Consider the following 19143-nt stretch of genomic DNA (forward strand, 5'->3'; position numbering starts at 1 on the left):
TCCGCGCCGGCAGCGCCGGCGGTACCGGCAGGAGAGGAGGAGCAGTGACCGTCACGACCAACAGCGCCTCGGGCGGCACGCCGGCCGTACCGCCGGAGGACCTCGTCACCGTCACCATCGACGGCTTCCAGATCCAGGTGCCCAAGGGCACTCTGCTCATCCGGGCCGCCGAGCTGCTCGGCATCCAGATCCCGCGCTTCTGCGACCACCCCCTGCTGGACCCGGTGGGCGCCTGCCGGCAGTGCCTGGTGGAGATCCCCGACGCCGGCAACGGGCGGCCCATGCCCAAGCCGCAGGCCTCGTGCACCATCACCGTGATGGAGGGCATGGTCGTCAAGACCCAGCTCACCTCCGCGGTGGCGGACAAGGCCCAGCGCGGGATCATGGAGTTCCTGCTCATCAACCACCCGCTGGACTGCCCGGTCTGCGACAAGGGCGGCGAGTGCCCTCTGCAGAACCAGGCGATGTCCAACGGCGGCGGCGAGACCCGGTTCCTGGACACCAAGCGCACCTTCCCCAAGCCGATCGCGCTGTCCACGCAGGTGCTGCTCGACCGCGAGCGCTGCATCCAGTGCGCCCGCTGCACCCGCTTCTCCGCGCAGATCGCCGGCGACCCGTTCATCGAACTGCTGGAGCGCGGCGCCGACGAGCAGGTCGGCATCGCCGAGGGCGAGCCCTTCCAGTCCTACTTCTCCGGCAACACAGTGCAGATCTGCCCGGTGGGCGCGCTCACCGGCGCCGCCTACCGGTTCCGGGCCCGGCCCTTCGACCTGGTCAGCACGCCCAGCGTGTGCGAGCACTGCGCCGCCGGGTGCGCCCAGCGCACCGACCACCGGCGCGGCAAGGTCACCCGCCGGCTCGCCGGCGACGACCCGCAGGTCAACGAGGAGTGGAACTGCGACAAGGGCCGGTGGGCCTTCAAGTACGCCACCCAGCCCGACCGGCTCACCCACCCGCTGGTGCGCGACGAGGAGTCCCGCGCGCTGGAGACCGCGTCCTGGCCGGAGGCCGTGACCACGGCCGCGCGGGGCCTGGCCCAGGCCCGCGACCGCGGCGGACGCGTCGGCGTGCTCACCGGCGGGCGGCTGACCCTTGAGGACGCCTACGCCTACGCCAAGTTCGCCCGGGTCGCGCTGCGCACCAACAGCATCGACATGCGCGCGCGCCCCAACTCAGAGGAGGAGGCCGACTTCCTGGCCGCCCGGGTGGCCGGCACCGGGCTCGGGGTCACCTACAGCGACCTGGAGACGGCCCCGGCGGTGCTGCTGGCCGGGTTCGAGCCCGAGGACGAGTCCCCGGTGGTGTTCCTGCGGCTGCGCAAGGCCCACCGCAAGAACGGCACCCGCGTCTTCGCCGTCGCCTCCCACGAGACCCGCGGCCTGACCAAGGCGGGCGGACGGCTCATCCCCACCGCCCCCGGCGCCGAACCCGAGGTGCTGGGCGAGCTCGCCGAGGCCGACGCCGAGGCGATCGAGGCGCTGCGCCAGACCGGTGCCGTCATCCTGGTCGGCGAGCGGCTGGGCGCCGTCCCCGGCGCGCTGTCGGCGGCCGCCCGGCTCGCCGACCGCACCGGCGCGCGCCTGGCCTGGGTGCCGCGCCGGGCCGGCGAGCGCGGCGCCGCCGACGCCGGGGCGCTGCCCAACCTGCTGCCCGGCGGGCGCCCCGTCGCCGACGCCACCGCCCGCGCCGAGGTCGCCCGCGCCTGGCGGGTGGGATCGCTGCCCGAGCGCGAGGGCCGCTCCACCGCCGAGATCATCGAGGCGGCCGCCTCCGGCGAACTGGAGGCCCTGCTGATCGCCGGCGTCGACCTCGACGACCTGCCCGACCCGGCCGCCGCGCGGGCGGCGCTGGCGCGGGTGCCCTTCATCGTGAGCGTCGAGATGCGGGCGAGCAGCGTCACCGACCGGGCCGACGTGGTGCTGCCGGTGGCCGCCGTGGCCGAGAAGAGCGGCACGTTCGTCGACTGGGAGGGCCGCCGCCGGCCCTTCGGCGACGCGCTGAAGAAGCCCGGCCTGCTGTCGGACCTGCGGGTGCTCTCCGCTGTGGCCGACGAGATGGACGTCCACCTGGGGCTGCCCGACGACGCCGCCGCGCTGCGCGAGCTGGACGAGCTGGGCTCCTGGGCGGGCGAGCGCGTGCCCGACCCGCTGACCCGCTCGGCCGCGCGCCCCGAGCCCGGCAAGGGCGAGGCGGTCCTGTCGACCTGGCGCCAGCTGCTGGGCCGCGGCCGCATGGAGGACGGCGAGCCCTACCTGGCCGGGACCGCGCGCCCGGCCCTGGCCCGCGTTTCGGCCGCCACGGCCGCCGAGATCGGCCTGGCCGACGGCGGCCGGCTCCGCGTCAGCGGGCCCGGCGGCTCGGTGAGCGTGCCCGCCGTCGTCACCCCGATGCCCGACCGGGTGGTGTGGCTGCCGGAGAACGCCCGCGACTGCGACGTCCACCGCGACCTGGGCGCCGCGGGCGGAGCGGTGGTCTCCATCGCCCCCGACGCCGGCGCCGGCCACGACCCCGGCGGTGACGTGCAAGCCAAGATGACCGCGACGAGTGCGGGGAGCGACCAGTCATGACGACCGCGCTGGCCGGTGCGGCGGTGCCCGTGGCCGCAGAGGCCCAGTTGGAGGCCTTCGGCACCGACCCCTGGTGGATCACGCTGATCAAGGCGCTGGCGATCTTCGTCTTCCTGATGGTCTGCGTGCTGATGATGATCATGGCCGACCGCAAGGTCATGGGCCGCATGCAGCAGCGCCACGGCCCCAACCGCTTCGGCCCGCTGGGGCTGCTGCAGTCCCTGGCCGACGGTGTGAAGCTGTCGCTGAAGGAGGACCTGATCCCCCGCGGCGTGGACCGGGCCGTCTACATCGCCGCGCCGGTGATCGCGGCCGTGCCCGCGTTCATCGCGTTCTCGGTGATCCCGGTCGGGCCCGAGGTCTCCATGTTCGGGGTGACCACCCGGCTGCAGCTGACGGACCTGCCCATCGCCGCCCTCATCGTGCTGGCCACCGCGGCGGTGGGCGTCTACGGCATCGTGCTCGGCGGCTGGGCCTCCCAGTCCCCCTACGCGCTGCTGGGCGGGCTGCGCGCCTCGGCCCAGGTCATCAGCTACGAGATCGCCATGGGCCTGTCGTTCGTCGCGGTGTTCATGTACGCGGGCACGCTGACCACCTCCGGCATCGTCGAGGCGCAGCAGAACGTGTGGTTCGCGGTGATCCTGCTGCCGTCGTTCCTGATCTACCTGGTCACGATGATCGGCGAGACCAACCGGCTGCCCTTCGACCTCGCCGAGGGCGAGGGTGAGATCGTCGGCGGGTTCATGACCGAGTACGGGTCGATGAAGTTCACCATGTTCTTCCTCGCCGAGTACGTGAACATGGTGACCGTCGCCGCGGTGTCGGTGACCTTCTTCCTCGGCGGCTACCTCGCTCCGCCTCCGCTGACCGCGTTCTGGCCGGGCGCGGCCGAGGGCTGGTGGCCCGCGCTGTGGTGGCTGCTGAAGTTCATGTTCGTCATGTTCCTGTTCATCTGGGTGCGCGGCTCGGTGCCCCGGATCCGCTACGACCAGCTCATGCAGCTCGGCTGGAAGGTCCTCATCCCGGTGCAGCTGGTGTGGATCACCGCGGTGGCCTTCGTGCGCATCCTCGTCAACGAGGACGCCCCCGCCTGGGCGGTGGCCGCGGTCGTGGCCGGGTTCGCGGTGGCGACCGTCGCCGCGCTGGCCGCCTGGTCCCGCTCGGCGCGGCGCAAGCGCGCCGCCGAAGCCGCCGAGCGCAGGGAGGAGCTGCGGCTCATGCGCGAAGACTCGGCTTACGGAGGATTCCCGGTGCCACCCGCCAGCGCCCCCCACTACGGCAGCAGCGTGCCGGCCGAGGGGCCGCGATACGCCCCCCGTGCCCCCGACGACAAGCGTGAGGAGGTTACCGGTGCTTGACTGGCTCAACCCCGTGAAGGGGTTCGGCGTCACCTTCCACACCATGTTCACGAAGGTGCCGACCACCAACTACCCCGAGGTCAAGCGCGCGACCGCGCCCCGCTTCCACGGCCGGCACCAGCTCAACCGCTGGGCCGACGGGCTGGAGAAGTGCATCGGGTGCGAGCTGTGCGCCTGGGCCTGCCCGGCCGACGCCATCTACGTGGAGGGCGGCGACAACACCGAGGAGGAGCGCTACTCCCCGGGCGAGCGCTACGGGCGCGTCTACCAGATCAACTACCTGCGGTGCATCCTGTGCGGACTCTGCGTCGAGGCCTGCCCCACCCGGGCGCTGACCATGACCAACGAGTACGAGATCGCCGACGACGAGCGCGAGAGCCTCATCTGGACCAAGGAGCAGCTCCTCGCGCCGCTGAAGGAGGGCATGGAGGCGCCGCCGCACCCCATGCGCCTGGGCGACACCGAGGAGGAGTACTACCGCAGCGGCGCCACACCGGCCGAAGCCGCCGTGGCTCCCCGGCCCGAGGGTGAGGCGAGCCGGTGAGCACCGACATCCTCACCCGCGCCGCCGCGGCGCCGGGAACACCGATCGGCGGCGGGGAGGCCGCCGCCTTCTGGATCCTGGGCACGGTCATCGTGCTCGGCGCCATCGGCGTGGTCTTCAGCCGCAAGGCCGTGCACTCGGCCGTGATGATGGCGATGGTCATGCTCGGCCTGGCCGTCTTCTACGGCATGAACCAGGCTCCGTTCCTGATGGTCGTGCAGATCGTCGTCTACACCGGCGCGGTGCTGATGCTGTTCCTGTTCGTGCTGATGCTGGTCGGCGTCAGCTCGGCGGACTCGCTGGTGGAGACCCTGCGCGGGCAGCGGCTGCTGACCGCGGTGGTGGCGCTGTGCTTCCTGGGCGCGCTCGCGACGGGACTGACCCGCATCACCGTGGCCGACCCGGTCGGCCTGGGCGCGGGCATCGCCGCCGCGGGCGGCAGCGTCCCCTGGATCGCCGCCGAGGTGATCTACCGCTACATCATCGCCTTCGAGGCCACCGGCGCGCTGCTGATCACCGCGGTCCTGGGCGCCCTGGTGCTCGCCCATGTCAACCGGCTCAAGAAGCGGCGCACGCAGCGGGCGCTGGCCCGCGAACGCGTCCGCGGCGACCACCCCACCCCGCTGCCGGGCCCGGGCACCTACGCGCGGCACAACGCCATCGACATGCCCGCGCTGCTGCCCGACGGCTCGGTCTCGGAGCTGTCGCTCAACCCGGTCCTCACCGCCCGCGATCCCAGCCTGCAGTCGGGGGTGCCCAAGGACTTCCAGTTGGGTTCGGTGCCCGAGGCCGGCGGCGCCTCCGACTCCGCCGCCTCCAAGGAGGCCGACCCGCTGGGGGCCGCCCCGGACGACGCGGAGGCCGACCGCGGAGCAGACGAGGCCCGGCACGGCGCCGACGGCAGCGGCGATGCCGACGGCGACGCCAACGGACAGGAGGCCGAGCACTCATGGACCCGATGAACTACATCGTGCTTGCCGCGATCGTGTTCACGATCGGCGCCATCGGCGTGCTGGTGCGGCGCAACGCCATCATCGTGTTCATGTGCGTGGAGCTCATGCTCAACGCCTGCAACCTGGCGTTCGTCGCCTTCGCCCGCATGCTCGGCGACATCGAGGGCCAGGTCATCGCGTTCTTCGTGATGATCGTGGCCGCGGCCGAGGTCGTGGTGGGCCTGGCGATCATCATGCAGATCTTCCGGACCCGCAGGTCGGCTTCGCTTGACGACGCCAACCTGCTCAAGCACTAGAAGGCGACGTGGCTGTGTCTGAACTAACCCTCGCCGCCGAGCAGCACACGACCGCTGTCACCTCCCAGGCCAGCGGGGCGATCCTGTCCAACGCCTGGTTGCTGATCGCGTTTCCGCTGGTCGGCGCCGCCATTCTGCTGCTGGGCGGCCGGCGCACCGACGGCTGGGGCCACTGGCTGGGCACCGCCCTGCCGCTGGCGAGCTTCGGCTGGGCGGTGGCGGCCCTGGCGGAGATCCTGGCCGTCGCACCGGAGGAGCGGAGCTTCTCGGTCCCCGTCTACACCTGGTTCTCGGCGGGCGCCTTCGAGGCCGAGGTGGCGCTGCTGCTGGACCCGCTGTCCATCAGCTTCGCGCTGCTGATCACCGGCGTCGGCTCGCTCATCCACATCTACTCGGTGGGCTACATGGCCCACGACGAGCGGCGGCGCCGGTTCTTCGCCTACCTGAACCTCTTCGTCGCGGCGATGCTGGTACTGGTCCTCGCCGACAACTTCGTCCTGCTGTTCCTGGGCTGGGAGGGCGTCGGCCTGGCGTCCTACCTGCTGATCGGGTTCTGGCAGCACAAGGACTCGGCCGCGGTCGCCGCCAAGAAGGCCTTCCTGGTCAACCGGGTCGGCGACATGGGCCTGCTCATCGCGATCATGCTCATGTTCACCACCTTCGGCACGGTCGCCTTCACCGGCGTCTTCGGCGCCGCGGAGGAGGCCGGCCAAGGGCTGATGACCGCGATCGGCCTGCTGCTGCTCTTGGGCGCCTGCGGCAAGTCCGCCCAGCTGCCGCTGCAGTCCTGGCTGCTGGACGCCATGGAGGGCCCCACCCCGGTCTCCGCGCTCATCCACGCCGCGACCATGGTCACCGCGGGCGTCTACTTGATCGTGCGCTCCGGCCCGGTCTTCGAGGCGGCCCCCGCCGCCCAGACCACCGTCGCGATCGTCGGTGCCGCCACGCTGCTGGCCGGCGCGATCATCGGGTGCGCCAAGGACGACATCAAGAAGGCGCTGGCCGGGTCGACCATGAGCCAGATCGGCTACATGACGCTGGCGGCCGGCCTGGGGCCCATCGGCTACGCCGCGGCCATCGCCCACCTGATCACGCACGGCTTCTTCAAGGCCGGGCTGTTCCTCGGGGCCGGCTCGGTCATGCACGGCATGAACGACGAGGTCGACATGCGCCGCTACGGCGGGCTGCGCAAGGCCATGCCGATCACCTTCGCCACGTTCGGGCTGGGCTACCTGGCCATCATCGGGTTCCCGCTGCTGTCGGGGTGGTGGACCAAGGAGGGCATCATCGAGGCCGCCTTCTCCTCCGGCGGCTCCGTCGGCACCGGGCTGGGCGTGGCCGCGCTGGCGGGCGCGGGGCTGACCGCGTTCTACATGACCCGGGTGATGATCATGACCTTCTTCGGCGAGCGGCGCTGGGCCGAGGGCGCGCACCCGCACGAGTCGCCCGCGTCCATGACCGCGCCGATGATCGTGCTCGCCGCGGGCTCGGTGTTCCTCGGCGCGGTGCTGGTGTTCGGCTACCGCTTCGCGCACTTCCTGGAGCCGGCGGTCGGCGCGCCCGAGGAGGCCCACGAGTTCCACCTGGCCGCCATGTTCACCAGCCTGCCGAGCCTCGCGGCGCTGGGGCTGATGGTCGCCGGGGCGGCCGTGGCCTGGTTCATGTACGGCCGCCGCGAGGTGCCGGCCACGGCGCCGCGGCCGGGCCCGGTCACCGCCTTCGCCCGCAACGAGCTCTACGGCAACGCCCTCAACGAGGGGCTGCTCATGCGTCCCGGACAGGCGTTCGCCGCGGCGCTGTCGGCCTTCGACGCCAAGGTGGTCGACGGCCTGGTCCACGGTGTCGGCACGAGCGTGCGCGACGGCTCCCGGGGCCTGCGCGGCGCGCAGACGGGCTTCGCCCGCACCTACGCGCTGACGATGCTGTTCGGCGCCGCCATCGTCGTCGCAACGCTGGCTGTGAGGATCTAGATGACCGACTTCCCCTGGCTCACCCTCGCCATCGCGCTGCCCGCCCTGGGCTCGGCGGCGGTGGCGCTGCTCCCGCGCGAGCGGGCCGAGACGGCCAAGCGGGCGGCCCTGGGCGTGACCGCGGCGACCCTGGTGCTGGTCGCGGCGATGGCGGCGCAGTTCGCCCCGTCCGGGGACCGGCTGCAGTTCACCGAGGTGTATCCGTGGATCCCGCGCTTCGGCGTCAACTACGCGGTCGGCGTCGACGGCATCGCCCTGGTGCTGATCCTGATGTCGGCGGTGCTGGTGCCCCTGGTGGTGCTGGCCGCCTGGCGGGAGAACGACGACGCGCCCGACGGCGGCAAGGGCTACTTCGCGCTGATCCTCGCCCTTGAGGCGATGATGATCGGCGTCTTCGCGGCGACCGACGTCTTCCTGTTCTACGTCTTCTTCGAGGCCATGCTGATCCCGGTCTACTTCATGATCGGGCGCTACGGCCGCGGAGAGCAGCGCCGGGCCGCGGCTGTCAAGTTCCTGCTCTACAGCCTGCTGGGCGGGCTGCTGATGCTGGTGGCGGTCATCGGCGTCTACGTCTACGGCGGCACGTTCCTGTGGAGCGAGCTGGTGGGCGGCCAGGGCGCCCTGGCGGAGTTGGACCCCATGACCGCGCGGTGGCTGTTCCTCGGCTTCTTCGTGGCCTTCGCGATCAAGGCCCCGATGTGGCCGGTGCACACCTGGCTGCCCACGGCGGCCGGGGCATCGCGGCCGGGCACCGCGGTACTGCTGGTGGGCGTGCTGGACAAGGTCGGCACCTACGGCATGCTGCGCTACTGCCTGGAGATGTTCCCCGGCGCGGCCACCTGGTTCGTCTGGCCGGTCGTGGTGCTCAGCCTGGTCAGCATCGTCTACGGCGCGGTCCTGGCCGTGGTGCAGAGCGACATGATGCGGCTGATCGCCTACACCTCGGTGTCGCACTTCGGGTTCATCACCCTGGGAGTGTTCGTCATGACCTCCCAGGGCCAGTCCGGTGCGGCGCTGTACATGGTCAACCACGGGTTCGCCACCGGAGCGCTGTTCCTGGTGGTCGGGTTCCTCATCGCCCGCCAGGGCTCCTCGGCGATCGCCGACTACCGGGGCGTGCAGAGCAAGGCCCCGGTGCTGGCCGGGGTGTTCCTGGTCTCGGGGCTGGCCGGGCTGGCGCTTCCGGGGCTCTCGCCCTTCGTCAGCGAGTTCCTGGTCTTCATCGGCACCTACGCCTTCCACCCGGTGCCGGCGGTCATCGCCTCGGTCGGCGTGGTGCTGGCCGCGCTCTACATCCTGTGGATGTACCAGCGCACCATGACCGGGCCGCTGCCCGAGGGGCTGGCGCGGCTGCGCGACCTGTCCCGCAGGGAGACCCTCGCGGTGGCGCCGCTCGTGGCGCTGCTGGTGGTGTTCGGGGTCTACCCGCAGCCGCTGCTGGACGTCATCAACCCCGCCGTCGAGGCGACCATGCAGTCCGTCGGCGCCACCGACCCCGCACCGCAGATCGACGCGGCCGAGGTGTCGTCGGGGCACGGCGCTGAAGGAGAAGAAGGAGGAGGGCACTGATGGCGTCGATGGCGTCCTCTGCGCAGGCGGTGCTGGCCTCTCCGGCCATCACCGAGAACCCGCCGCAGATCGACTACTGGCTGCTGTCGCCGATGCTGGTCGTCTTCGGCGCCGCGGTCGTGGGCGTGCTGATCGAGGCGTTCGTGCCCGCGGCGCGGCGGCGCACGATCCAGCTGGGCCTGGCGCTGGCCTCGGTGGCCGCGGCGTTCGTGCTCACCGTCCTGGTCGCGGGTTCGCTGCCCGCCGGCGAGGCGGGTGCGGGCATCGCGTTCGGCAGCGTCGCCGTGGACCGGGTCTCGCTGTTCATCCAGGGCACGGTGCTGGTGCTCGGGTTCATCAGCCTGCTGCTCATCGCCGAGAACCGCCGCGGTGAGAGCGCGTTCGCCGCGCAGGCCGCCGCGGTGCCCGGCAGCGAGGAGGAGCGCGAGCACGTACTGGCCGGGTCCCAGCACACCGAGGTCTACCCGCTGGTGCTGTTCGCCCTGCTGGGCATGCAGCTCTTCCCCGCCTCCGGCGACTTCCTGACGATGTTCATCGCCCTGGAGGTCATGAGCCTGCCGCTGTACCTGCTGTGCGGGCTCGCCCGCCGGCGCCGGCTGTTCTCCCAGGAGGCGGCCGTGAAGTACTTCCTGCTGGGGGCGTTCTCCTCGGCGTTCTTCCTGTTCGGGATCGCCATGGTCTACGGCTACGCCGGCTCGGTGAGCTTCGCCGAGGTGGCGCGCGCGATCGAGGAGGGCGGCGGGCCGCTGTTCGCCGATGGCGGCGGGCAGCCGCTGCTGCTGCTGGGGATCGGGCTGGTCGGAGTCGGCCTGCTGTTCAAGGTCGGCGCGGTGCCCTTCCACAACTGGAAGCCCGACGTCTACCAGGGCGCACCGACCCCCATCACCGCGCTGATGGCCTCCTGCACCCTGGTGGCGGCCTTCGGTGCGCTGCTGCGGGTCTTCTACGTGCCCTTCGGCCCCTCGGCCGCCGACTGGGCGCCGATGCTGTGGGTGGTGGCCGTGCTGACCATGGTGCTCGCGGCGGTGATCGCGGTCACCCAGCGCGACATCAAGCGGCTGCTGGCCTACTCCTCGGTCGTCCACGCCGGGTTCGTGCTGACCGCGGTCATCGCGGCCAGCCCCGAGGGCCTGGCCGGGGCGATGTTCTACCTGGCCGCCTACGGGTTCACCACGATCGGTGCGTTCGCCGTGGTCACCCTGGTGCGCACGCACGAGAACGGCCCCGAGGCCAACGAGCTGTCGCAGTGGGCCGGACTGGGCCGCACCTCGCCGCTGCTGGCGGGGTCGCTGGCGCTGTTCCTGCTGGCCTTCGCGGGCATTCCGCTGACCAGCGGGTTCATCGGCAAGTTCGCGGTGTTCCAGGCCGCCATGGCGGCGGGGGCGACCCCCCTGGTGGTGGTCGGCGTGCTCAGCAGCGCGGTGACGGCGTTCTTCTACGTGCGCATCATCGTGCTGATGTTCTTCGCGGAGCCGTCGGAGGGCGGGCCGACCGTCGTGCGGGCGGGCGCGTTCACCGGCTCGGCGATCGCAGTCGGGGTGGCGGCGACCTTCCTGCTGGGCGTGTTCCCCTCTCCGGTGCTGGACAACCTCATCCCTCAGCCCGGGCAGCCGCAGGACGAGTCGCTGCTGGCCACGTCCGAGGGCGGCGCACGGTAGCCGGATTCACCCGGTGGGTGGCTTTGGCAGCCGAATCAGGGTCAGATAACTTGGCTAGTCGGTTTTGTTCATCCCGAGAGCGCGCGATACGTCCGGTTCAGGAGGTATCGCGCGCCTGCTGACGTGTGGAGCTTCCAGGTGAGCGGTGCTGTCCCGAGCGATTTCCTCGCTCAGCCGAGTATCGACGCGGGTCTCGCCAAGGAGGTCCAGGAAGCTCTGGACCACGTCGAGAAGCTGCTGCGCGAGACCGTGTCCTCCAGCGACCCGCTGCTCACCGAGGCGGCCTCCCATCTGCTCTCGGCCGGAGGCAAGCGGTTCCGCGCGTCTTTGGTCCTGCTCGCCTCCCACTTCGGCGACCCGCACGCGCCCGAGCTGGTGCGCGCGGCGGCCGTGGTGGAGCTGACGCACGTCGCCACGCTCTACCACGACGACGTGATGGACGAGGCCGAGCTGCGGCGCGGCGAGCCCAGCGCCAACCAGCGGTGGGGCAACAGCGTCGCCATCCTCACCGGCGACTACGTGTTCGCCCGCGCCTCGGAGATCCTCGCCGACCTGGGCACCGACGCCGTGCGGATGCAGGCGCGCACCTTCGGGCGCCTGGTGCAGGGCCAGATCCTGGAGACGGCCGGGCCCCAGGACGGCGCCGACCCTCTGGAGCACTACCTGCGGGTGATCTCCGACAAGACGGCCTCGCTCATCGCCTCCTCCGCGGAGTTCGGTGCGATGTTCTCCCGTTCGGGGCCGCAGATCACCCGGACGATCACGCGCGCCTGCGACGCGCTGGGCATGGCCTTCCAGCTGGCCGACGACATCCTCGACGTGGCCGGTGAGTCCAGCGAGTCGGGCAAGGTGCCGGGCACCGACCTGCGCGAAGGGGTGCTGACCCTGCCGATGCTCTACGCCCTGCGGCCTGCCGATGCCGGCGGTGCCGCGGACGGGCGGCTGCGCGAGCTGCTGGGGCGCCCGCTCGACGACGCCGAGACCGAGGAGGCCCTGGCCCTGCTGCGCTCCCACACCGCCATGGAGGAGGCGCGCCGCACCACCCGAGAGTGGGCCGACCAGGCGCGCGCCGAGCTGGCCACCCTGCCCGCCGGGCCGCCGCGCGCGGCCTTCGAGGCGCTGTGCGACTACGTCGTGCGGCGCACCGGCTGACCTCGGCCTTTGCGGCGCCCGGCGGCTCGGCGCCCACCCGCCGTGCCGCGGGCGTAAAGGGCTGTCACCGAATCGGTCATCTGCGGGCAATGGTCCCATGGCGGTCGCATGCCCCCATTCACCTGCGGGAATCTGCCGACTGGCGGCACCCGGCGCACACCGCGCTCCGGGTGCCGACCGCAGACTCGCAGGCGATACGGGGGGAGTGAGTCGCCGTGGCACCGCAGATGGGGACCCAGCAGCTGATCGGGCACCGCCTGGTCGACAAGGACGGGGCGGCTGTCGGCAAGATCGGCCAGGTCTTCTACGACGACCAGACCGACGTGGCGAAGTGGATCACCGTGCGTACGGGTCTGTTCGGCTCCCGGGAGAACCTCGTGCCGCTGGTGGGCGCGGAGATGGTCTACGACGCGCTGCAGGTGCCATGGTCCAAGAGCAAGATCAAAAGCGCGCCCAGCTTCGACGTCGACCAGCACATCTCCGTCGAGCAGGAGGACAGCGTCTACGCGCACTACGGCCTGAACCCGGAGATCCCCGGTCAGCGCATTCCCGAGCAGTTCGCCCGCCCGCGCGGCAAGCACGCGCGCCCGGAGCCGCAGGAGCGGCCCGCAGCGCCCCAAGGGCCGGCCGCCCGCTCTCCGGAGCCCGAGAGCGAGCAGCGCATCTGGGAGCCGAACCGGGCGGGTCCGCGGCCGGAGGAGGCGGATTCCGGGGGCGTCTGGGAGTCGAACCGCCAACCCCCTCAGCCCCACCCGGGCGGCGAAGGCCGGCGTTAGCCATTGGCGCCGCTACGGGCGGCGCGGATCGGCCGCGGTCTCCGGCGGCGCGGCCGACCGCTCCGCCGCCCCGCGGCGCCCCCCGCCGCGGGCGTTGTGGCGCAGCATGTCGGTGACGAACACCACCAGCGCGGTCCACACGATCGCGAAGCCGATCCACCGGCTGGGCGACATCTCCTCGCCGAACACCAGCCAGGCGAAGAGGAACTGCATCACCGGCACGATGAACTGCAACAGCCCCAGCATGCTCAGCGGTACGCGGCGGGCCGCGGCTCCGAACGCCAGGAGCGGCAGGGCCGTCACGACCCCCGACCCCACCAGCGCGGCCGTGTGCCAGGCCGAGACGCCGGTGAACGTGCCCGAGCCGGTCGCCTGCAGGAACACGATGAAACCCGCGGCGGGCAGGAACAGCACCAGTGTCTCCGCCGCCAGGCTCTCCACCCCGTCCAGCCCCGCGATCTTCTTCAGCGCGCCGTAGGTGGCGAAGGAGAACGCCATCCCCAGTGACAGCCATGGCACCCCGCCGTAGGCCAGGCTCAGCACCGCCACGGCCGCCGCGCCGAGCAGTACCGCGGCGACCTGGGCCCGGCGCAGCCGCTCGGCGAAGAACACGACCCCCACCAGCACGCTCACCAGCGGGTTGATGAAGTAGCCCAGCGCCGCCTGGCTGGTCTGCCCGCTGTTGACGGTGTAGACGAACAGCCCCCAGTTCAGCGAGATCACGGCGGCGGCCCCGGCCAGGACGGCGATCCGGCGGGGGCGGCGCAGCAGGTCGGCGATCCAGCGCCAGTGCGCGCGCAGGGCGAGCACCGCCAGCACGGTCAGCAGCGACCACACCATGCGGTGGGCGATCACCTCGGCGGCTCCGGCCGCGGAGACGAGCGGCCAGTAGAGGGTGGACAGACCCCACATCAGATAGGCGCCGGCTCCGAAGAGCACGCCCCGGTTCGATTCAGGCACGCGCGCAAGCGTAAGCCAAGATTCATCCCATGAGTATCCGAATGCTCCTGCCGATCGGCCGCCGGGCCTCGGCCGATCCTTTGCCCCGCGGGTAACCTGGAGGCATGTTCGGCAAGCAGATGACCATGGTCACTCCGGAGCAGGCCCTGCCCGGCAGGGACACCCCTATGCCCGTCCCCGAGCGCCACGAGGTCCTGGGCACGCCACTGGCCCCGCCCTACCCCGAGGGCAGCGAGATCGCCGAGTTCGGCATGGGCTGCTTCTGGGGCGTCGAACGCACCTTCTGGGAGATCGGCGCCGAGAGCGGCATCATCACCACGGCCGTCGGCTACGCCGGCGGCTACACCCCCAACCCCACCTACGAAGAGGTGTGCACCGGCCGCACCGGCCACACCGAGGCCGTCCGCGTAGTCTTCGACCCCCGCGCCATCTCCTACAGCGACCTGCTCAAGGCCTTCTGGGAGAACCACGAACCCACCCAGGGCATGCGTCAGGGCAACGACCTGGGCACCCAGTACCGCTCGGCGGTCTTCTACCGCGACGAGGCCCAGAAGGCCGCCGCCGAGTCCTCCCGCGAGGCGTTCCAGCGGGTCCTGACCGACGCCGGCTACGGCGCCATCACCACCGAGATCGCCCCCGCCGGCCCGTTCTACTTCGCCGAGGACTACCACCAGCAGTACCTCTCCGAGGCCAAGAACCCCAACGGCTACTGCGGAGTCGCCGGCACCGGCGCCACCTGCCCGATCGGGGTGGCCCGCACGGCGGAGTAGCCCGCCGCCCGGTCCGGGCTGGGGCCGGGCATGCCCCTCAACCGGCGACCGCCGAAAGCCTCCAGGGGGCGCGGCCGGCCGGAAGGCTCCGATTTCGGTTGCACTGCGGAGCGGGCGGGGCGCCGATGCTGCGGGCCCGCCCACTCCGCCGTCAGCGGGCCAGGTTGCGGTAGGCCCGTGCCGCGAGGGGGACGAAAACGGCGAGCAGCAGGGCCGGCCAGGCGAGGGCGAGTGCGACCGCGTGGTCGGCGAGGACGCCGCCGGTGGTGCCGGTCGGGTTGCCGAACAGCTCCCGGCAGGCGGCCGCCGTCGCCGACACCGGGTTCCAGCCGGCGAGGAAGCCGAGCCAGCCGGGCATCGTCTCGGGCGCCACGAAGATGTTGGACAGGAACCCGAACGGCCACACCAGGATCTGCACCGACATCAGCGCGCCCTCGCCGCGCAGCGCCAGCCCGAGGTAGATGCCCACCCACAGCATCGCCAGCCGCAGCCACAGCAGCAGTCCGGCCGCGAGCAGCGCCGCCCCGACCGATCCGTCGACCTGCCAGCCGACGACCAGGCCGCCGGCCATCAGTACGGCCAGCTGCACGGCGGAGTTCGCCAGATCGGCGGCCGCGCGGCCGAGGGGGACGGCGACGCCGGCGATCGGCATCGAGCGGAACCGGTCGGTGATCCCGCGCTTGGTGTCGTCGGCGATCGCGCCCATCGTGCTCTCGATCCCGAACAGCATGGTGAGGGTGAACATGCCGGGCAGCAGGTAGGGCAGGTAGTCGCCACCGCCGGGCACCTCGATCGCGCCGCCGAACAGGTAGCCGAACATCAGCAGCAGCATCACCGAGAAGGCGATCCCCACGATCGGGGTCCACGGCTCGCGCTGCCAGTGCTTGAGGTCCCGCAGGGTGAGGATCCAGCCGTGGCGGAGTGTCTGGACGGTCATCGGGCCGCTCCCCGGGTCTGCGGTTCGTCGCTCTCGGCGGTGAGGTGGAGGAAGACCTCGTCGAGGGTCGGCCTGCGCAGGACGGCGCCGCCGACGTCCACGGACGCGGCGTCGAGCGCGCGGATCGCGGCGACCATGGCCGCTGCGCCGCCGGAGGGCCCGGCCTCGACCGCGACCTGGAGTGTCTCGGGGTCCGGGGTTCCGCCGAGCACCTCGGCCGCCCGGGCGAGCTCATCGGGGGTGCGCGCGGTCACTATTACCCGGTCCCCACCGAGCGCGTCCTTGAGCTCGGCGGACGTGCCCTCCGCAATCACCCGGCCCGCCCCGAGCACGGTGATGCGGTCGGCGAGCTGGTCGGCTTCGTCCAGGTACTGGGTCGTGAGCAGCACGGTGGTCCCTTCGCCCACGACGCGCCGGATCGCCTTCCAGACCTCGTTGCGCCCGCGCGGGTCGAGGCCGGTGGTGGGCTCGTCGAGGAAGAGCAGGTGCGGCCGCGTCATCAGGGCGGCGGCGATGTCGAGGCGGCGGCGCATGCCCCCGGAGTAGGTCGACACCTTGCGGTCCGCCGCATCGGCGAGTCCGTAGGCGTCGAGCAGGTCGCCGGCCCTGGCGCGGGCGGTCGGCTTCGACAGGTCGTGGAGGCGGCCGAACATCACCAGGTTCTCGCGGCCGTGGAGCACCTCGTCCAGCGCGCTGGTCTGGCCGACCAGGCCGATCGCCGCGCGCACCTTGCGGGGCGAGCGGCGGAGGTCGTGGCCGGCGACGCGGACCTCTCCGGAGTCGGGGCGGGTGAGGGTGGTGAAGACGTTGACGGCGGTGCTCTTCCCGGCCCCGTTGGGACCGAGCAGGGCGTGCACGGTCCCGGGGGACACCTCCAGGTCGAGGCCGTCGAGGGCCCGGGTGGCGCCGTAGCGCTTGTGCACGTCACGGGCGAGCAGGGGAGGGCTGGCGGGCATCGAATTCCTAACTTCGTACGTAGTACGAGGAATGGTTGCCGCCGAGTGTAGCACTTTTTTCGTACGGTGTAAGAAGAAGTAAGGTGGATGCCGTGCCCCACGATCCCGATCCCTCGCTGCGGCTGCTCTGGCGGCACGCCGCGCCCGAGCAGCCGCAACCGCGCCGCCGCGGGCCCAAGCAGCGGCTCTCGGTGGACCAGGTGGTGGACGCCGCGATCGAGCTGGCCGACGCCGAGGGGCTGGACGCCGTCACCATGCGCAGGCTGGCGGGGCGGCTCGGCCTCGCCGCGATGACGCTCTACAGCTACGTCCCCAGCCGCAACGACCTGATCGTGCTGATGGTCGATCAGGCCCTCGGGCGCACGGCCCTGCCCGAGCTGCCCGCCGACCCCCGGCGCCGCCTGGAGCTGGTCGCCCGGGTGCACTACGGCGACTGCCGCGCCCGGCCCTGGCTGCTCGACGTCGCCGGCGTCCGGCCGTGGCTGGGGCCGCATTCGGCCGACCGCTACGAATGGCAGCTCTCGGCGGTGGACGGACTCGGGCTCGGCGACGTCGAAATGGACCAGACCGTCGCGCTGCTGGTCGGGTTCGCCTCGAACACGGCCCGAGCCGAGCACCGGGTCCGACGCGCCGAACAGGAGTCGGGGATGACCGAGCTCGAATGGTGGGACGCCAATGCGGGACTCCTCGGCGAGCTGATGGCCGGCCGGTCCTACCCGCTGGCGTCGCGCGTCGGCCAGGCGGCGGGCGAGGCCTACCAGGCGGCCGGCGATCCCGCGCGGGAACTGGAGTTCGGCCTGGCGCGGATCGTCGACGGCGTCCTCGCCTACGCCGCATCGCACGGCCACGGCGGGGCGGCCCCGGAGCCCTAGGTGTGATTTCCCGGAACGTTGGTAACAGCCGACACGCCCCCGACAGCGGTTGACCACAAGGAGGGCCTCCTGGTCCCGGTGCGGATTGCGACATCTACGCCGATGCTCAGGAGGCCCTCGTGTGCCACCGTAACGCCCCGCTGACCCCCACCGGGCGCCTGCGCCTGGCGCGCTGCGTCGTCAACGACGATTGGAGCCGCCGCGAGGCGGCCGGCGCCGTCCGGGGCCGTCCTCGCCGGGCACGGGCCCGCGGCCCGGACGGGTGCCGGTGCCTACTCCGCTTCGTCGAGGATCCGGCGCTGGTCGGCGGTGAGCCGCAGGTCGGCGGCCTCGACCGCCTCGTCGACGTGGGCGGTCCGGCTGACCCCCACCAGCGGGATGATCGGCGGATCGTGGTCGATCAGCCAGGACAGCACCACCTGGTTGCGTGTGGCCCCGGTCTGGGCGGCCACCTCGTCCAGGGCCGCCAAGCGCGCGCGGGTGCCCGGATGGTCGTAGGCGCGGCTCAACTGCTTGTCCGCGCTGGTGTAGGCGCCCATGAGCAGCGGGGTGTAGGCGACCACGGCGGTGTCGCGGCCGGCCGCGTTCTCCTCGCGGACGAAATCGAGGTGGTCGCGCGTGGCGTGCACGTGCGCCGCCTCCGGCAGCGGCAGGTCCGCGCGGGGCTGGAGATAGCTGTAGCGCAGCTGCAGCACCTGATAGCGGTGCCGCCCCGGGGCCTCCGCGAGCCCGCGGGCCCGCTCCAGGCGCCAGGCCGCGTGGTTGCTGGCGCCCAGCAGGCCCACGGTTCCCGCCTCGACCAGCTCCGAGAGCGCGTCCACGGTCTCCTCAAGCGGGACAGCGCGGTCCTCCACGTGCGGGTAGTACAGGTCGATGCGCTCCACGCCCAGCCGCCTGCGGCTGCCCTCCGCGGCGGCGGCCACCGCCGAGCGGGAGAGCCCCTCCCAGCTTTCGGCCCCTCCTCCGGCGACGGTGGGCCGGGCGCCGACCTTGGTGGCGATGACCAGCTCTTCGGGCAGGTCCGCACCGCGGGCGGCGCGCCAGCGCCCCAGCAGCGCCTCGGAGTCGTCGGGCGTGCACCCCGGCTCCCAGAACCGGTAGTTGTTCGCCGTGTCGATGAACGTCCCGCCCGCCTCCAGGAAGCGGTCGAGGATCGCGAAGGAGGCGGAGTCGTCCATGACGCCGCCGAGCTTCATGGCACCCAGGCACAGGGCGCTGACGCGGCGCCGGGCGGCGCCGGTGCCGATGGTGCGGTACCTCATCGGGGATCCTCCTCGCCGCTGCGGGCGGCGAGCACCCCGCGGTAGTAGTCGATCTTGTGGCGGATGGCCTGCTGGCGCTCCCGCAGTTGGGCGATGCGCTCGGTGAGGCGGGCGTCGTGGTCGGCCAGCAGCTCCAGGCGGCTCTGGACGGTGTGGTCGCCGTCGCGGACAAGCTCGGCGAACTCGCGCAGCCGCGCGATGGGCATGTCGGTGTCGCGCAGGCAGCGCACCAGGTCCAGCAGCTCCACATCGGAGGGCCGGTAGCGGCGGTGCCCCGACGGGGTCCGCTCCACTTCGGTGAGCAGCCCCTCCTTCTCGTAGTAGCGCAGCGTGTCGAGACTGAGCCCGAAGCGGGCCGCGACCTCGCCGGGGGTGTACTGGGAGGTGTCCATGCCCTGAGTCTTGTAGCTGGAGCGCACTCCAGGTCAACCGTCTGCGAGCCGGGACCGATCGGACACGATGGGCGCGGCGCCGCCGGTGGGACCGCCGGTGGGCCGATGGCCGCGGCCGGCGGCCCGTACCGCGGGCGCCGGCCGCGGAAAC

Annotated in this window: 17 protein-coding genes; 12 read left to right on the forward strand and 5 right to left on the reverse strand. The window is 72.2% G+C overall.

Annotation, left to right across the window (positions count from 1 at the left end; genetic code table 11):
- Positions 1 to 44: 44 nt before the first annotated feature.
- From FZ103_RS12020 to FZ103_RS12065, 10 genes are all read left to right on the forward strand, one after another.
- Positions 45 to 2567, forward strand: a complete 2523-nt coding sequence (locus FZ103_RS12020; protein WP_186356156.1) for an NADH-quinone oxidoreductase subunit G — start codon at positions 45 to 47, stop codon at positions 2565 to 2567.
- Positions 2564 to 3925 (forward strand): NADH-quinone oxidoreductase subunit NuoH, encoded by a 1362-nt coding sequence (nuoH, locus tag FZ103_RS12025; RefSeq protein WP_156000766.1) that lies wholly within the window; start codon positions 2564 to 2566, stop codon positions 3923 to 3925. Before FZ103_RS12020 ends, nuoH begins: the two co-directional genes overlap by 4 nt.
- Positions 3918 to 4469: an NADH-quinone oxidoreductase subunit NuoI gene (gene nuoI, locus FZ103_RS12030; protein ID WP_186356157.1), complete on the forward strand. Its 552-nt coding sequence runs from the start codon at positions 3918 to 3920 to the stop codon at positions 4467 to 4469. Before nuoH ends, nuoI begins: the two co-directional genes overlap by 8 nt.
- On the forward strand, positions 4466 to 5431 hold the full coding sequence (locus tag FZ103_RS12035; RefSeq protein ID WP_343233487.1) for an NADH-quinone oxidoreductase subunit J: 966 nt from the start codon (positions 4466 to 4468) through the stop codon (positions 5429 to 5431). The genes nuoI and FZ103_RS12035 overlap by 4 nt, the downstream gene beginning before the upstream one ends.
- Positions 5419 to 5718: an NADH-quinone oxidoreductase subunit NuoK gene (nuoK, locus tag FZ103_RS12040; RefSeq protein ID WP_040275013.1), complete on the forward strand. Its 300-nt coding sequence runs from the start codon at positions 5419 to 5421 to the stop codon at positions 5716 to 5718. Before FZ103_RS12035 ends, nuoK begins: the two co-directional genes overlap by 13 nt.
- A gap of 80 nt (positions 5719 to 5798) precedes the next feature.
- Positions 5799 to 7688 (forward strand): NADH-quinone oxidoreductase subunit L, encoded by a 1890-nt coding sequence (gene nuoL, locus FZ103_RS12045; RefSeq protein WP_343233494.1) that lies wholly within the window; start codon positions 5799 to 5801, stop codon positions 7686 to 7688.
- Positions 7689 to 9257: an NADH-quinone oxidoreductase subunit M gene (locus FZ103_RS12050; protein WP_156000768.1), complete on the forward strand. Its 1569-nt coding sequence runs from the start codon at positions 7689 to 7691 to the stop codon at positions 9255 to 9257. It begins immediately after the preceding gene.
- Positions 9258 to 9265: 8 nt separating this feature from the next.
- On the forward strand, positions 9266 to 10915 hold the full coding sequence (gene nuoN, locus FZ103_RS12055) for an NADH-quinone oxidoreductase subunit NuoN (RefSeq protein WP_156001142.1): 1650 nt from the start codon (positions 9266 to 9268) through the stop codon (positions 10913 to 10915).
- Between the two features lie 138 nt (positions 10916 to 11053).
- Positions 11054 to 12067, forward strand: a complete 1014-nt coding sequence (locus tag FZ103_RS12060) for a polyprenyl synthetase family protein (RefSeq protein WP_186356159.1) — start codon at positions 11054 to 11056, stop codon at positions 12065 to 12067.
- A gap of 215 nt (positions 12068 to 12282) precedes the next feature.
- Complete coding sequence (locus FZ103_RS12065) at positions 12283 to 12843, forward strand: PRC-barrel domain-containing protein (protein WP_343233488.1); 561 nt, start codon at positions 12283 to 12285, stop codon at positions 12841 to 12843.
- Positions 12844 to 12855: 12 nt separating this feature from the next.
- Here FZ103_RS12065 and rarD read toward each other — a convergent pair whose 3' ends face one another.
- Positions 12856 to 13803, reverse strand: a complete 948-nt coding sequence (gene rarD, locus FZ103_RS12070) for an EamA family transporter RarD (RefSeq protein ID WP_186356160.1) — start codon at positions 13801 to 13803, stop codon at positions 12856 to 12858.
- Between the two features lie 104 nt (positions 13804 to 13907).
- Here rarD and msrA point away from each other — a divergent pair, with 104 nt between their 5' ends.
- On the forward strand, positions 13908 to 14573 hold the full coding sequence (gene msrA, locus FZ103_RS12075; RefSeq protein ID WP_156000770.1) for a peptide-methionine (S)-S-oxide reductase MsrA: 666 nt from the start codon (positions 13908 to 13910) through the stop codon (positions 14571 to 14573).
- Positions 14574 to 14724: 151 nt separating this feature from the next.
- Here the strand turns inward: msrA and FZ103_RS12080 are convergent, their stop codons facing one another.
- Together FZ103_RS12080 and FZ103_RS12085 are read right to left on the reverse strand one after the other, a co-directional pair.
- Positions 14725 to 15510: an ABC transporter permease gene (locus FZ103_RS12080; RefSeq protein WP_156000772.1), complete on the reverse strand. Its 786-nt coding sequence runs from the start codon at positions 15508 to 15510 to the stop codon at positions 14725 to 14727.
- Positions 15507 to 16466 carry an ATP-binding cassette domain-containing protein gene (locus tag FZ103_RS12085; protein ID WP_156000774.1) on the reverse strand — a complete coding sequence of 320 codons (960 nt, stop codon included), beginning with the start codon at positions 16464 to 16466 and terminating at the stop codon, positions 15507 to 15509. Before FZ103_RS12085 ends, FZ103_RS12080 begins: the two co-directional genes overlap by 4 nt.
- A gap of 92 nt (positions 16467 to 16558) precedes the next feature.
- On the opposite strand from FZ103_RS12085, the gene FZ103_RS12090 reads away from it, so the two are divergent.
- On the forward strand, positions 16559 to 17338 hold the full coding sequence (locus FZ103_RS12090) for a TetR/AcrR family transcriptional regulator (RefSeq protein ID WP_186356161.1): 780 nt from the start codon (positions 16559 to 16561) through the stop codon (positions 17336 to 17338).
- 272 nt (positions 17339 to 17610) lie between these two features.
- On the opposite strand, the gene FZ103_RS12095 is transcribed toward FZ103_RS12090, so the two are convergent.
- Complete coding sequence (locus FZ103_RS12095; RefSeq protein WP_156000778.1) at positions 17611 to 18600, reverse strand: aldo/keto reductase; 990 nt, start codon at positions 18598 to 18600, stop codon at positions 17611 to 17613.
- Positions 18597 to 18992: a MerR family transcriptional regulator gene (locus FZ103_RS12100; protein WP_156000780.1), complete on the reverse strand. Its 396-nt coding sequence runs from the start codon at positions 18990 to 18992 to the stop codon at positions 18597 to 18599. The genes FZ103_RS12095 and FZ103_RS12100 overlap by 4 nt, the downstream gene beginning before the upstream one ends.
- Positions 18993 to 19143: the final 151 nt, after the last annotated feature.

The organism is Streptomonospora sp. PA3 (genome assembly GCF_009728995.1).
Classification (GTDB): domain Bacteria; phylum Actinomycetota; class Actinomycetes; order Streptosporangiales; family Streptosporangiaceae; genus Streptomonospora.